Below are 14,366 nucleotides of genomic sequence, written 5' to 3' on the forward strand. Positions count from 1 at the left end.
TACAGACAAAGTTAAAAAAATTGGTGAGCGATAAAAAGCCGAAGCTGATATTTTAATTTGTCGAATTAAACAACAAATTGCGAAAAAATTCGCAGAATTGATCTGATTTTTTTCAGTAAGGCCTCAAAATCTATTAACATTGTCTGCGCTTAAATTTTGATTTCATTATGAAAGGATCAGTCATGCAACGAGTGGCAATCAATGGCTTTGGTAGAATCGGGCGCAATGTGCTGCGGGCTTGGTTTGAAAATCCCAAAGACTTTCATTTTGAAATTGTCGCGATAAATGACATTGCCGATGTAGAAACCTTAGTTCATCTATTTAAATACGACAGCACCCATGGTCGTTTTAAAGGGCAGGTGGAAATCAGCCTTGAAAATGAACAGATTTTTTTGAATATTTCTGCAGGTTTGGCACAATTAAAAGTTCAGGTGTTGAATCAGTCTCAACCTGCGCTATTGCCGTGGCAATCCTTAAATGTGGATGTGGTACTAGAATGCACAGGGTTGTTCCGTTCCCGTGAGGCAGCAACGCAGCATATTACGGCGGGCGCCAAACGTGTGATTATTGGTGCCGCGCCATTCGATACTGTAGATGCTGCGATTGTTTATGGTGTGAACCATCACGAAGTTAAAAGTACCGACCAAATTATTTCCAGTGTGTCCTGCACTACGCAAGCTTTAGTGCCACTGGTTAAAATCATTGATGATGCTTTTGGAATAGATACCGCATTAATGACTGAAATTCATGCAGTTACAGCCGATCAAACTGTATTGGATCAGGCGCATCGCGATTTACGTCGTGCGCGTGCATCAGGACAAAATATTATTCCGACAACTTCATCTGCCTTGGGTGCTTTAAAACAAGTCATGCCAAAAATGGAAGATCGAATTGATGGTTATTCGATTCGTGTGCCAACCATTAATGTTGCAGCTATTGATCTAACTTTTATTTCGCAGTCACCCATTACGGTGCACAAATTGAATCAGGTGTTATGTGCTTCGGCAGCGCATGATTATGCCGAAATTATGCAAGTGACCGATGAACCTTTGGTATCGAGTGACTTTAACCATTCACCTTATTCGTTAATTGTCGATTTAAGCCAAACCATGGTGGTGGGCCATCAAGCCAAAGTTTTTGCCTGGTATGACAACGAGTGGGGTTATGCCAATCGTTTACTGGATTTGTGCGAATCTTTTAGTCAGCGGGTAGTATAAGAGCTACTTTTAAAGACATATACAAAGTGTAAAAAGCATGCAATAGTGATGAAAGATTTTATAATTCGTATTCACGGTTAATTCACTGATTGATAAAACAAAGTTTGCATAGAAAGTTTGAATAGAGTAGTAGCATGATGATTATTTTATTGTGGGGATTTATTTTTTTGCTGGCACTTGCTGTAATTTTTCTGATTTGGTTGCAGTTTAAAAATCAGGCAGACAGCAGCAGCGATGTGCGGCATCAACAGCAAGTCGAGCAAAAAGTATTACATTTAGAAGAGCATCTGAAAAAGACTTTGGAAATTATGCAAGACTTGGCCAAAAAGATGCAGGTTCAGCAAGATGCGCTAGATAAAACCGTGCAAAAAACAGCACAGCTTGAAATGCAAAATGCCGAGTTGGTCAGTTTATTGGCAAAGGTAGTCAAATCAAATCAGGACTTTTAAATGACGGTTTTGAAAGATGTCGTGTATTCATATTTTTTACCGCATATTTCAGAAAAAGTCAGGTGCATGAGCAAAAGTATCATGCTAAACTAGGAGAAATCGGGTGTGCTCCCGATTTTTTTATGCGGATTCGTTCCGCGCAAACAAGAATTTAGGTTTACAACATGCCCATTTCAGAGACATGGTTATTACCTGATGGTGTAGCTGATGTATTACCAGAACAAGCGCAAGTGATTGAAAACTTGCGTCGTAAGTCACTGGATTTCCTTGCATCTCGAGGTTATCAGTTGGTGTACACGCCATTCATAGAATACATTGAATCTCTATCTTCTCTATCAGAATCGAATCAAGATTTAGACCTTGCCACATTTAAAGTAATTGACCAACTTTCAGGTCGTTTGCTAGGTGTGCGTGCCGATATGACACCCCAAGTAGCACGTATTGATGCGCATGTACATCCTGTAGATGGTATTGCACGTTACTGCTATGCAGGTACGGTTTTACATACTAAACCACAAGGTTTTAATTCTACACGTGCACCATTGCAATTGGGTGCAGAGTTATTTGGTTCAGATAGCATTGATGCCGATGTAGAAATGGTTGATCTTATGATCAGCTTGCTCAAAGAAGCAGGTCTGGCAGAAGGTATGCATTTAGACTTGGGTCATGTCGGTATGTTCCGTAGCTTGGTTAAACAAGCAGAATTAAGCAAAGCCATTGAACGTCAAATGTCAGATTTATATCAGCGTAAAGCATTGCCTGAACTGGCAGAATTTACCCGAGATTTAAACTTCGGTTCAGATTTTTATGCTTTAGGTCGCTATGCCAGCGATTTAAATGCTTTGCAGGCTCATTTAAGTGCTGAAGTGTTGACAAATAGCGAATTTAAGCAAGCGTTTGAAGCGGTTAAAGCAACACAAGCTGAAATTCAGGCGCGTTGGCCAAATCTGCATATTGGTATAGATGTGGTTGAGCTGCGTTCTTATCATTACCATACGGGCTTAATGTATGCGGTATATGCACCGAATCGTGCTGCGCCATTGGCTCAAGGTGGTCGTTATGATGGCATTGGTCAGCATTTTGGACGTGCGCGTCCTGCAACAGGTTTCTCTTGTGACTTGTTTGTATTAAGTGCAGGCCGTTTTGAATCATCGGCTGTTGTTGTTGCGCCTAAAGGCTCACAACCCGATTTAATCGCGGCTATTCAAAATACACGTGCGCAAGGCTTTAGGGTAATTCAATTGTTGGGCAATGATGATTTAAACTCGGTTCCATACGCAACGCACCAATTGGTTCTTGCAAATGGTGAGTGGATAGTCGAAAAAATTTAATCGCCAAGGCATGTTTCATGTTACAAGTCTTGGTTTTCAATTTTAACAGCATGATGTAATGAGGCTATTATGGGCAAGAATGTTGTGGTACTTGGTACCCAATGGGGCGACGAAGGTAAAGGTAAGATCGTCGACCTGCTCACCGATCAGGCGGCGGCAGTCGTTCGTTATCAAGGCGGACACAACGCAGGTCATACTCTCGTGGTTGGTGGTAAGAAAACTGTATTACACCTCATTCCATCAGGTATTTTACGTGAAAACGTACTGTGCCTAATTGGTAATGGTGTTGTGCTTTCTCCTGAAGCACTTATTAAAGAAATGGGTATTTTGGAGCAAGAAGGCGTGCCAGTGAAAGAGCGTTTACGCATTTCACCAAACTGCCCACTTATTTTGCCGAATCACATTGCACTTGATCAAGCACGTGAGAAAAAACGTGGTAATGCCAAAATTGGTACAACAGGTCGTGGTATTGGCCCAGCTTATGAAGATAAGGTTGCACGTCGTGCAATTCGTGTTGCAGACTTGGTGCGTGGTGGTGAGGCGTTACGTACTCAATTGACTGAATTATTGGACTATCACAACTTCCAATTGACACAATACTACGGTGTTGAAGCAGTTCAGTTAGATGAAGTTTTAGCACTATGCGACCAATGGCGTGAAGTGATTGCACCATTAGTGGTTGATGTAACAACCGAAATTCATAATTACCGTAAAAACGGTGACAATATTATGTTTGAAGGTGCACAAGGTTCATTGCTTGATGTTGACCACGGTACTTATCCGTATGTGACTTCATCGAACACGACTGCGGGCGGTGTAAGCTCGGGTTCAGGCTTAGGTCCATTACATTTAGACTACGTTTTAGGGATTACCAAAGCCTATACCACACGTGTAGGTGCAGGTCCATTCCCAACAGAGTTGGTATACGACGCAGCAAATGACGTGGGTGATGCGATTGGTAAACACTTAGGTACTGTGGGTCATGAGTTCGGTGCCTCTACAGGTCGTCAGCGTCGTTGTGGTTGGTTTGATGCCGAAATTTTACGTCGTTCAGTCGATGTAAACTCACTTTCTGGTATTTGCTTGACCAAGTTAGATGTGTTGGATGGTTTAGAAGAAATCAAAATCTGCGTAGGTTATGAAAATGCCGATTCAGGTTGTGTAGGTTCTTCTGATGCGCTTGCATACGAAAACTTAAAGCCAATTTACGAAACTATGCCAGGTTGGTCTGAATCAACTGTGGGCGCGACCAGTGTAGAACAATTGCCTGAAAATGCAGTGAACTACATCAAACGTCTTGAGCAGTTAATTGAATGTCCAATCGACATTATTTCTACAGGCCCAGACCGCGCAGAAACGATAGTATTACGTCATCCATTTGATGCTTAAGTGGTTGTGCTTTGACATAACACAAGTTCAGATGATGTACTCAGCCCTGTCTAAATGATGGGGCTTTTTATTGATGTTGTTTCAGTTTCAATAGCGACTCATTTGGTGAAACATTGCAGATGATGCTGAGTGAGTGGTTTTTTCAAGACTAAAGTTGCAGATGACTGGCACTGTGCAGCGCAGTGTGGCTTGTTACAATGGCTTTAGAAAATTAAATTTAATTAAGGTTATGCAGGATGCATAAAAATATTACCAGTACGATTTTTTATTCTTTGTTGTTCGCGATGGGCGGAGCACCGACCATTGCCATGATGCTGATTTTATCGCAAAAGCATGATCCGAATATTATGTATCAGGCATTTATTGGTTTGAGCGTTATTTTTGCCTGTATTTTGGTGCCACTGATTCTGATTCAAAATGCTTACCTACTCTACAAACGCAAAAATCCAGCAATGGAAGAAAAAGTAGAAGTAGTATCTAAAATTTACTTGGGTTTAAATATCTTCTGTTTAGTGTTTTGGTTGTCTTATCAATTTCTTTACTAAGATAGTTATTGATCGCTTAGACATATAATCTGTACACAGCTTAGGCGTTATTTACATAAATAATATGATTATGAAGTGATTTTAGATTTAAAGCCTTGAATTGATTTTATACAATTGATTGATATGAAGATAGCTCGTAAGGCGGAGATTATTATAATGAACAAAAAACTGATGTTAAGTTTATGTGCCGCAGGCGCAATCACAGTGTCAGGGTGTACCACTGTTGCAGACATGGCAGGTGCAGATACTGCCACCTTAAATGCAACTGCATCTAAAAGTTATAACGAAATGGTACAAGACGCACGCAATAAAAATCAGTTAGACACTAGTTCAACTACGTATAAACGGATTAATACCGTGTTTCAGCGTTTGATTCCATATGCCAACCAAATGAACCAAACAGGACAGCCTTTCCAATGGCAATTGGCGGTGCTTAAGTCTGATCAGGTAAACGCTTTTGTTGCACCTGGCGGTAAAGTGGTGTTCTATACAGGTATTGTCAACAAACTGAATTTGACCGATGCTGAAATTGCCGCAATTATGGGGCACGAAATGGTGCACGCGCTAGAAGAGCATGCCAAAAGTAAAATCGGTGCACAAGCTTTAACAAATTTGGCACTAAATGTTGGCCTAAGTGCAGCGGGTAACAATGTCGGTCAATTGGGTGCTGCTGCAGCACAATTAGGTACTCAAATTGGGATTGGCTTGCCATATTCGCGTAATTTGGAAGGTCGTGCCGATCAGGGTGGCTTAATGCTTATGGCGCGTGCAGGTTATAACCCGCAAGCTGCTATTACCCTTTGGGAAAAAATGAACAAACTTGAAGGTGGCGGTGGTGCATCGTTCTTATCAACGCACCCATCGAACAGTCAGCGTATTGAGGCGATGCGTAAAAACTTACCTGCAGCTCAGGCAATTTATAACAAAAACCGCCGCTAAGATAACATTAGTCAGTAAGACAGATGAATCAAAGAAAGGATGTGCATAGAAATGCGCATCCTTTTTTAAAATTTTTGACTTTAAACAACATAAAAATGGTGCGTTATAGCTGAACTCATGTTTTTAATTTAAACGCCAGCTCACTTGTTTACTTCAATTTTCTAATTTCATTTTAAAGCAGTGCTTAAAATGAAATTAGGGTGCTGGATTGGGTTGTTGACGATGAATGGCTTCAATACCTTGTAAAATTTCATCTGATAAGTTGATGTCAAAAGCATCAATATTTTCTTTGAGTTGTGCCATATTGGTCGCGCCAATAATGGTACTGGTTACAAAAAATTGCTGCTTAATAAATGCCAGAGCCAGTTGCGTCAAACTCAAGTCGTGTTGTTCTGCAAGTTGGGCGTATTGTTCGGTCGCCCATTCGCTTTGTGGATTGCTGTAACGGCCAAAACGTGAATATAGCGTGACACGTGCATTGGCAGGGCGTGCACCATGACGGAATTTACCAGTTAAATAACCAAAAGCCAAAGGTGAGTAGGCGAGTAGTCCAATACCTTCATAATGGGCAATTTCAGACATGCCAATTTCGTAAGTGCGGTTGAGCAAATTATACGGATTTTGTACGCTGACGAACTTGCTTAATCCTAGCTGTTCTGCAAGGTGTAGAAACTTCATGGTGCCCCACGGGGTTTCGTTTGACAAGCCAATATAGCGAATCCGTCCTTTTTGAATTTCTTGTTGCAACGCGGTTAAGGTTTCAGCGAGATCAGTTACTTCTTGCGTATTTTGTGCTTCTTGGTTGCCATAACCGAGTTTGCCAAAAAAGTTGGTCGGACGCTGCGGCCAGTGCAGTTGGTATAAGTCGATATAGTCGGTTTGCAGGCGTTTTAAATTGCCATCCAGCGCAGAATGAATATCCTGTGCATTAAAGCGGGTTTTGCCATCTCGAATATGACTGCCGCCTTGCGAAGGGCCTGCAATTTTAGAGGCTAAAAATAATTTATCACGTCCGCCACGTTGCTGTAACCAATTACCAATGATAGTTTCAGTTGCACCTTGAGTTTCTACTTTTGGCGGTACGGGGTACATTTCTGCGGTATCCCAGAAATACAAACCACGCTCTAAGGCATAATCCAGTTGCTCGAAGGCATCTGATTGCGTGTTTTGTTCACCAAAGGTCATGGTGCCCAAGCAGATTTCTGGAACTAAAATCCCCGTCTTTGCCAATGGTTTAAATTGCATATTGTCTCTCGCTCAAGATTATGTTTATGAAGGGATGTTACAAGAGCCGACACCATTTTGCGCCACTTGTGGCTGAGAAAATTGCTACTGCTTTGTAGTGACAGCAAGAATGGTATTTTGATATTTGAAAATGGTTAACAGTTATATGCCGGTAATAAAAAAGCAAATCCGAAGATTTGCTTTTTTAATTTGCATATGCATGGTTTATTCGTCATCAAAGTCGCCATCAGTGGCTTCATTTTGCTCCAAAGAAGCATCAAAAATCAGAATAGCTTTACCATCAGTTTCAATCATGCCTTGTTCTTCAAGTGTTTTTAGAACACGCCCGACCATTTCACGTGAACAGCCGACAATACGGCCAATTTCTTGGCGTGTAATACGAATTTGACGACCGTTTGGCAAAATCATGGCTTCTGGCTGCGCAGAAAGATCAATCAAGCAACGTGCAATACGACCAGACACATCTATAAAGGCAAGGTCAGTTACTTTACGTGTGGTATTTTTTAAACGGCGTACCAGTTGTGCAAAAACAGCATAGCTTAAATCAGGATATTGTTTGCTGAGTTCGTGGAAATTTTCATAAGTAATTTCTGCGATTTCACATACATCACGAGTACGAACTTCTGCAGTACGTTGCGGATTCGATTCAAATAGACCCATTTCCCCAAAAAAGTCGCCAGGATTCAAATATGCCACAACAATTTCGCGATCATCATCTTCGCGAAGAATAATTGATACTGAACCTTTTAAAATCAAATATAATGATTTAGATTCAGTCCCTGCATCAACAATAGTTGTCCGTTTTGGATAACGGTTGATGTATGCACGTTTTAATAATGCTTTGACTGAGTCAGGCAGTTGTCCTGGGGACAATGCATCAGTACTCAGCTGTGAAAAGTTGGAAGTCATGCTAACGGTTCCGAAAATGGATAAATAATAGATCGCACAAGACCTAGTCTGAACTTGTCACACAGTAGAGATGAAATTCCTTATCAACTCAAGTTATGTTAGTGTACAAATACCCGTGTCAATTTATAGCTTTTTTTAGGTAGTTGCAATGCAAACAAGTGTTCAATGGTTAGAGAACGTTGCTTTTGAAGCCAAATCAGAAAGTGGTCATTCTGTAGTGATGGATGGTTCTGCAGAATATGGTGGTGAAAACCGTGGACCACGTCCTATGGAGTTAATCTTAATGGGACTTGGTGGGTGTGCTTCGTTTGATATTGTGACTATTTTAAAGAAATCACGCCAAGAAGTGACGCATGTTGAATGTCAGTTAACTGCAGAACGTGCCGATAGCATTCCTGCAGTTTTTACTAAAATTCACTTGCATTTTGTGGTCAAAGGCAAGGCAGTCAAGGAAAAGCAGGTCGCGAAGGCGGTTGAGCTTTCAGCAGAAAAGTACTGTTCTGCAAGTAAAATGCTATCTGATGGTGGTGTTGAAATTAGCCATGATTTTGAAATTATTGAACAAGATTAAGCTTTGACTAATAGGTCATACAATGGTTGGTATATTTTGCCAACCATTGTAACCAAATATTTCAAATGACATAAATAATAGACCTTGTATCTTGGAGGTTGTAGTGATTAGCTTCCACTATATGCAAATTGTAGAGTTTGTAATAGACCTAAGACTTTTAGTCTGTGCAAGAGATAAAACCTACAATTTGCCCTAACCACTTGCACAACTCTGGACGGTAACTAAGCACTTTGATGCTGCATTCACAAGAAAAGACGGTGGTTATGCTAAAACAATAATTGAATAATTAAAGCAGGTAAAGATTATGTTTTATCTTGGTATTGATGTTGCTAAAGCTAAAATTGATTGCTGTTTAATTTTAGAAAATTCTGCAAATAAAAAGAAAACCAAAACTTTTTCAAATACACCAAAAGGTTTTGAGCAACTTCAAATCTGGCTAAACCAGCATGCTGCAACTTCTACGCAGACCATTATCTTAATGGAAGCAACATCTATTTATCATGAACTCTTGGCTAAATATTTATTTGATGAGGGCTATCAAGTCTCTGTAACCAATCCTGCCAGAGCTCGATATTTTGCTCAGAGTATGTCTAAGCTGAATAAAACAGACAAGGTAGATAGTGAGGTTCTAGCTCGATTTGCGATGACTGCCAATCTACATTTTTGGCAACCTTTACCCAAACATATTCAATTGCTGAATGCTTTACTGGATAGAAGAGCTGTTCTTTGTGAAGATTTACAACGTGAAAAGAATCGTTTGGAAAAAGCAGAGTCTACCTTCACGATGGAACCTGTACTTGAGTCTCTCCACAAGAGTATTGAACAGTTAAACCAACATATTCAGGGTATCGACCAACAAATTGATGATCACATTGATCAGAATCCTGATTTAAAAAATGATAAAGAACTGCTCAGCAGTATTCCAGCCATTGCAGATCGAACTAGTTTATTAATGCTCAGTTTCTTGCGCAGTCATACTTTTGAAAGAGCTAGTCAAGCGGCCGCCTTTGTTGGCTTGGTGCCCACTCAAAAGCAGTCAGGTAGCTCCATTCATGGCAGAAGCCATTTATCCAAAGCGGGCTCTTCCAAAATACGTGCCGGTTTATATATGGCAGCCATTGTCGCAACTCGGCATAATCCTCATATTAAAGGGATGAATGAAAGATTATTAGCTAATGGTAAAACCAAAATGATGGCGATTGGAGCTGCAATGAGAAAGTTGGTTCATCTTTGTTATGGTGTACTCAAACACCAACAGCCTTATCAAGCAGATTATTGAGCATGAATTTTCGATAATTTGCTTGACGTTTCAGACGGTATCTCTTGCGAAAGTATAGTTTTATCTAATTTTTGAATTGGCTAAAACCTTATAAAATATAGCTTTTGACTGCTTAAAATTTGACTAACGCAAGAAGTCTAATAATCAAAAGCTTTTAATTGATTGATATACAAGTGTATATCAATGATTTAACTAACAATAAAAAAATACCAAACTAAACTTGAAATCTACACTAATCGGTCCAATATTATTACTAATATCTATCTGTTAATTTTAATTAAGAATTTGAAAAATATATCAAAATTTAATTGAAATTTACGCCTGCGTTCCCATATATCTATTAAGTACACAATTTGTTGTGAGGAATAACAAGAATGCGTTTTGAAAAGTTTACCAACCGCCTACAGCAAGCTTTATCTGATGCCCAATCTCTCGCGATAGGGAAAGATCATACTGCCATTGAAGGCATCCACTTATTGGCGACTTTGCTCGAAGAAGCCTCCAATATCAGTTTATTACAGCAAGCAGGCGCCAACCTGCGTGATTTGCAAAGTAAATTACAGCAAGCTTTATCCGATGCGCCGACTTTGGCCAACCCAACAGGCGACATCAATTTAAGTCCAGATGCAGTCAAAGCCCTGAATTTGGCTGACAGTTTTGCCCAAAAAGCAGGTGATGAATTTTTATCGACCGACTGGTTGATGCTTGGTTTGTCCGAAGTGGGCGCGACCAAAACACTACTGAATAGTGTGGGCGTGACATCAAGCAGTTTGCGTAGCGTGATTGACAAAATTAGAGGGGATGAAAAAGTCATGAGCAATAATCACGAAGATCAACGTGACTCACTCAATAAATACACTATCGATTTAACCGAACGTGCATTGGCAGGCAAACTAGACCCTGTTATTGGCCGTGATGATGAAATCCGCCGTACCGTTCAGGTGTTGTCACGCCGTACCAAAAATAACCCAGTACTCATTGGTGAACCAGGTGTGGGTAAAACTGCGATTGTTGAAGGTTTGGCGCAGCGTATTGTCAATGGTGAAGTGCCTGAAAGTTTAAAAGGTAAACGTGTTTTATCTTTAGATTTGGGTTCATTGTTGGCAGGTGCGAAATACCGCGGTGAGTTTGAAGAACGTCTAAAAGCTGTCTTAAAAGACTTGGCGAAACAAGAAGGTGAAGTCATCTTATTTATTGATGAATTACACACGCTTGTGGGTGCAGGTAAAGGCGATGGTGCGATGGATGCAGGCAATATGCTGAAACCTGCATTGGCGCGTGGCGAATTGCGCTGCGTCGGTGCAACTACTTTAGATGAGTATCGTCAATATATTGAAAAAGATGCGGCTTTAGAGCGTCGTTTCCAAAAAGTATTGGTCGATGAGCCAAGTGTAGAAGACACTATTGCAATTTTACGTGGTCTGAAAGAACGCTACGAAGTGCACCATGGGGTAAAAATTTTAGACTCAGCGATTATTGCTGCTGCTAAAATGTCGCATCGGTATATCACCGACCGTCAACTTCCAGACAAGGCAATTGACTTGGTGGATGAGGCAGCGTCACGGATTAAAATGGAGCTTGATTCTAAGCCTGAAGCGTTAGATAAATTAGAGCGCCGTTTAATTCAATTAAAACTGCAACTTGAAGCCGTGAAGAAAGATGAAGATGCAGGCAGCCGTGCTGAAGTTGCGCATCTGGAAAAACAAATTATTGAAGTTCAGAATGAATACAATGATTTGGAAGAAGTTTGGAAAGCGGAAAAAACCTTGGTTGAGGGCACCAAGCAAATTCAAACTCAGTTGGATCAGGCACGTATGGCATTGCAAAAGGCGCAGCGTGAAAATGACTTGGCAGAAATGTCACGTTTGCAATACGGCGTGATTCCTGAGTTGGAAAAACAACTGGCGCAAGATGAGTTGGTTGGAGAGAAAGAAGAACCAAAATTATTGCGTAACAAAGTTACGGATAATGAAATTGCTGAAGTCGTCAGTGCTGCAACGGGTATTCCTGTATCGAAAATGCTGCAGGGTGAACGTGAAAAACTGCTACACATGGAAGAATTTTTGCATAAACGTGTGGTGGGACAAGATGAAGCTGTGATAGCGGTATCGAATGCAGTACGTCGTTCACGCGCTGGTTTGTCTGATCCTAACCGCCCAAGTGGTTCGTTCCTTTTCCTTGGCCCAACAGGGGTGGGTAAAACAGAATTGACCAAAGCGTTAGCAAACTTCTTGTTTGACAGTGATGACGCCATGATTCGGATTGATATGTCTGAATTTATGGAAAAACACTCAGTCAGCCGTTTGGTCGGTGCGCCTCCAGGCTATGTTGGTTATGAAGAAGGTGGTGTATTAACCGAAGCAGTGCGTCGTAAACCGTACAGTGTGGTGTTGTTTGATGAGGTGGAAAAAGCCCATCCAGACGTATTTAACATCTTGTTGCAAGTGTTGGATGATGGTCGCTTAACCGATTCGCAAGGTCGCGTGGTGGACTTTAAAAACACTGTAATTGTGATGACTTCTAACTTGGGTTCTCACGATGTACGTGAACTGGGTGGCAATCCAACACGTGAAGAAGTACGTGCTGTGGTCATGGCGGCAGTTTCGCAACATTTCCGCCCTGAATTTATTAACCGTATTGATGAACTGGTGGTGTTCCATTCATTGGAAAAAGCACAAATTCGAGGCATTGCCGATATTCAATTGGATCGTTTACGTGCACGTTTAAACGAACGCGATTTGCGCTTGTCGATAGACGATACGGCATTTGACCAATTGATTGAAGCAGGTTTTGACCCAGTCTACGGTGCGCGTCCATTGAAACGTGCGATTCAGCAACAAGTGGAAAATACGTTGGCACAAAAAATCTTAGCAGGCGACTTTGTTGCAGGCGATACGATTTTAATTAAAGCTGAAAATGGTCATTTGGTGTTTGAAAAAATGAAACTCAGCTAATTTGCTAGGTGCTAGCAACTTTCAAGAAACCCAGCTTTGGCTGGGTTTTTTGTGACTGACAATTTAGGTCACATTAGTAAAATTTTTGGTCAAAAGTGACAGGTATTTTAAATATTTTATGATGGATATTATATTTAAGTGATTTATTTGCAAAACAATTATCTTTTTTAAAGAAGATTAATTATAATTTTTGTTCAATAAAAATAGATAAATTTTGAGCAAAATCTATGTCAAAAATAGTGTGGGGTGGAATGGGTGTTGCTGTGTTAGCAGGAGCTGCCGCTGCGGGAAATTTATATGCAGATAAGAATCTGCGTGAACATTATCAACAAAATTTAAATCCTTCACCCAATATTAGCGTGCAATATACAGACTACGACCTGGGGACTTTAACAGGTACTGCCAAATGGAAAATGACCATTATTTTAGACCCATGTAATGCCAAAGAAAAATTGGTGTTTCAAGGACAAGATCAAATTCAGCGGACATGGAAAGGGTACCAAATTGATTCTAAAATGAATCTGGAACAAGGGCAGGGACAATTTTCCGAGTTCTTTCAACAGCCTTTAAATGTGACCACGCAAGTGAATTGGTTGGGCGTGTCGACCACAAAATTGAGCATACCTGCTATAGAGAAAAAAGAAGCAGGACTTGAAGCTAAATTTTCTCCTATACAGATTGAGTTTCAGGCGAAACAAAGTCAAGGGCAGCAGAAAATTGTAAATATGATTTTTGATGTGCCTCAGTTGACGGTACGAGATCAATTTGGGCATCTTCAAGTAAAAGGCATGCAGTTTAAAACCAATCAGTCTTTGTATGGGCAGTCTTTAGAGCCTGGCTATTTCCAATTCAGTATCGCAGAAATGCAGCGTCAGGACTCAAAAGCAGTGGGTTCAGGCAAAATGAAAGACTTCAGTTGGCGTATGGATACTCAACTGCATGAGCGTACGGTTGATATTCAATCAAAATTCAAAATTGCTGAATTAGGTTTAGACAATGTGCCCGCAATCCAAGATTTGCAGTTCAATTGGGATGTTAAAGATTTGCAACGCACAAAAATGCAGACCTTCTTTGATATTATTCAAAAACAAAGTAATTCCTGCTTAGAAGCAGAAAACTTTGGGAAAGAAGTTCAACAAGCCTTATTGGCTGTGATTAATGAGGGTTTTCAGTTTGAATCCAAGAAGAATCAGTTGAAATTAGGCACAGGCAGTATTCGGGCAGATTTGGTTGGTAAAGTGATGCCAGGGCATCAAACCACTGTAGAAGGCTTGGCGAAAATGTTCCCAAGTTTGGTAGAAGTGCAAACCGATGTGAGCTTTAACAAGCAAGTGGTCAAAACCATTATGAATAATTATTTGAATGCTGCAGGTAAAAGCATGTCTGATCAAGAGTTGGAACAGATACTCAGTGCGATGCAAAGCAATCATCAAATTCAGCGTGATGGTGATGAATTTAAACTTTCAATGCATTATCAATATGGTGAAAAAAAGTTCTTAACTGGTCAATAATCTAAATATTGTAGGACTTACGCACTA

The 14,366-nt window shown here is 40.5% G+C and carries 12 protein-coding genes; 10 read left to right on the forward strand and 2 right to left on the reverse strand.

The features are described 5' to 3' along the window. Positions 1–182: 182 nt before the first annotated feature. From AC0T5Z_RS05265 to AC0T5Z_RS05290, 6 genes are all read left to right on the forward strand, one after another. Positions 183–1,217: a type I glyceraldehyde-3-phosphate dehydrogenase gene (locus tag AC0T5Z_RS05265; protein WP_435337694.1), complete on the forward strand. Its 1,035-nt coding sequence runs from the start codon at positions 183–185 to the stop codon at positions 1,215–1,217. 134 nt (positions 1,218–1,351) lie between these two features. Continuing rightward, complete coding sequence (locus AC0T5Z_RS05270) at positions 1,352–1,666, forward strand: hypothetical protein (RefSeq protein ID WP_236162296.1); 315 nt, start codon at positions 1,352–1,354, stop codon at positions 1,664–1,666. Positions 1,667–1,830: 164 nt separating this feature from the next. Further along, positions 1,831–2,997, forward strand: coding sequence for an ATP phosphoribosyltransferase regulatory subunit (locus AC0T5Z_RS05275; protein WP_236162297.1), 1,167 nt, complete (start codon positions 1,831–1,833; stop codon positions 2,995–2,997). A gap of 69 nt (positions 2,998–3,066) precedes the next feature. Next, positions 3,067–4,386 carry an adenylosuccinate synthase gene (locus AC0T5Z_RS05280; RefSeq protein ID WP_291335198.1) on the forward strand — a complete coding sequence of 440 codons (1,320 nt, stop codon included), beginning with the start codon at positions 3,067–3,069 and terminating at the stop codon, positions 4,384–4,386. A gap of 236 nt (positions 4,387–4,622) precedes the next feature. Next, entirely contained in the window at positions 4,623–4,931 is a 309-nt protein-coding gene (locus AC0T5Z_RS05285) for a hypothetical protein (protein ID WP_435337696.1), read from the forward strand. Positions 4,932–5,087: 156 nt separating this feature from the next. Beyond that, positions 5,088–5,870, forward strand: coding sequence for a M48 family metallopeptidase (locus AC0T5Z_RS05290; RefSeq protein ID WP_435337697.1), 783 nt, complete (start codon positions 5,088–5,090; stop codon positions 5,868–5,870). Between the two features lie 195 nt (positions 5,871–6,065). Here the strand turns inward: AC0T5Z_RS05290 and AC0T5Z_RS05295 are convergent, their stop codons facing one another. Together AC0T5Z_RS05295 and crp are read right to left on the reverse strand one after the other, a co-directional pair. Further along, positions 6,066–7,115: an NADP(H)-dependent aldo-keto reductase gene (locus AC0T5Z_RS05295; RefSeq protein WP_291335192.1), complete on the reverse strand. Its 1,050-nt coding sequence runs from the start codon at positions 7,113–7,115 to the stop codon at positions 6,066–6,068. A 204-nt stretch (positions 7,116–7,319) separates the two neighbouring features. Then, positions 7,320–8,024: a cAMP-activated global transcriptional regulator CRP gene (gene crp / locus AC0T5Z_RS05300; RefSeq protein ID WP_167845925.1), complete on the reverse strand. Its 705-nt coding sequence runs from the start codon at positions 8,022–8,024 to the stop codon at positions 7,320–7,322. Between the two features lie 148 nt (positions 8,025–8,172). Here crp and AC0T5Z_RS05305 point away from each other — a divergent pair, with 148 nt between their 5' ends. From AC0T5Z_RS05305 to AC0T5Z_RS05320, 4 genes are all read left to right on the forward strand, one after another. Then, positions 8,173–8,595: an OsmC family protein gene (locus tag AC0T5Z_RS05305; protein WP_070156041.1), complete on the forward strand. Its 423-nt coding sequence runs from the start codon at positions 8,173–8,175 to the stop codon at positions 8,593–8,595. A 304-nt stretch (positions 8,596–8,899) separates the two neighbouring features. Next, the gene (locus AC0T5Z_RS05310; protein WP_435337577.1) at positions 8,900–9,874 is read left to right on the forward strand and encodes an IS110 family transposase; all 975 of its coding nucleotides are present in this window, start codon (positions 8,900–8,902) and stop codon (positions 9,872–9,874) included. A 374-nt stretch (positions 9,875–10,248) separates the two neighbouring features. Then, entirely contained in the window at positions 10,249–12,828 is a 2,580-nt protein-coding gene (gene clpB, locus AC0T5Z_RS05315) for an ATP-dependent chaperone ClpB (RefSeq protein WP_435337812.1), read from the forward strand. A gap of 227 nt (positions 12,829–13,055) precedes the next feature. Next, on the forward strand, positions 13,056–14,339 hold the full coding sequence (locus AC0T5Z_RS05320; protein WP_291341435.1) for a DUF945 family protein: 1,284 nt from the start codon (positions 13,056–13,058) through the stop codon (positions 14,337–14,339). Positions 14,340–14,366 lie beyond the last annotated feature (27 nt).

Source organism: Acinetobacter pengchengensis (assembly GCF_982235305.1).

Coding starts and splice junctions, on each gene's coding strand:
- AC0T5Z_RS05265 (WP_435337694.1), top strand. CDS start 183: ATGCAACGAGTGGCAATCAATGGCTTTGGTAGAATCGGGCGCAATGTG.
- AC0T5Z_RS05270 (WP_236162296.1), top strand. CDS start 1,352: ATGATGATTATTTTATTGTGGGGATTTATTTTTTTGCTGGCACTTGCT.
- AC0T5Z_RS05275 (WP_236162297.1), top strand. CDS start 1,831: ATGCCCATTTCAGAGACATGGTTATTACCTGATGGTGTAGCTGATGTA.
- AC0T5Z_RS05280 (WP_291335198.1), top strand. CDS start 3,067: ATGGGCAAGAATGTTGTGGTACTTGGTACCCAATGGGGCGACGAAGGT.
- AC0T5Z_RS05285 (WP_435337696.1), top strand. CDS start 4,623: ATGCATAAAAATATTACCAGTACGATTTTTTATTCTTTGTTGTTCGCG.
- AC0T5Z_RS05290 (WP_435337697.1), top strand. CDS start 5,088: ATGAACAAAAAACTGATGTTAAGTTTATGTGCCGCAGGCGCAATCACA.
- AC0T5Z_RS05295 (WP_291335192.1), bottom strand. CDS start 7,115: ATGCAATTTAAACCATTGGCAAAGACGGGGATTTTAGTTCCAGAAATC.
- crp (WP_167845925.1), bottom strand. CDS start 8,024: ATGACTTCCAACTTTTCACAGCTGAGTACTGATGCATTGTCCCCAGGA.
- AC0T5Z_RS05305 (WP_070156041.1), top strand. CDS start 8,173: ATGCAAACAAGTGTTCAATGGTTAGAGAACGTTGCTTTTGAAGCCAAA.
- AC0T5Z_RS05310 (WP_435337577.1), top strand. CDS start 8,900: ATGTTTTATCTTGGTATTGATGTTGCTAAAGCTAAAATTGATTGCTGT.
- clpB (WP_435337812.1), top strand. CDS start 10,249: ATGCGTTTTGAAAAGTTTACCAACCGCCTACAGCAAGCTTTATCTGAT.
- AC0T5Z_RS05320 (WP_291341435.1), top strand. CDS start 13,056: ATGTCAAAAATAGTGTGGGGTGGAATGGGTGTTGCTGTGTTAGCAGGA.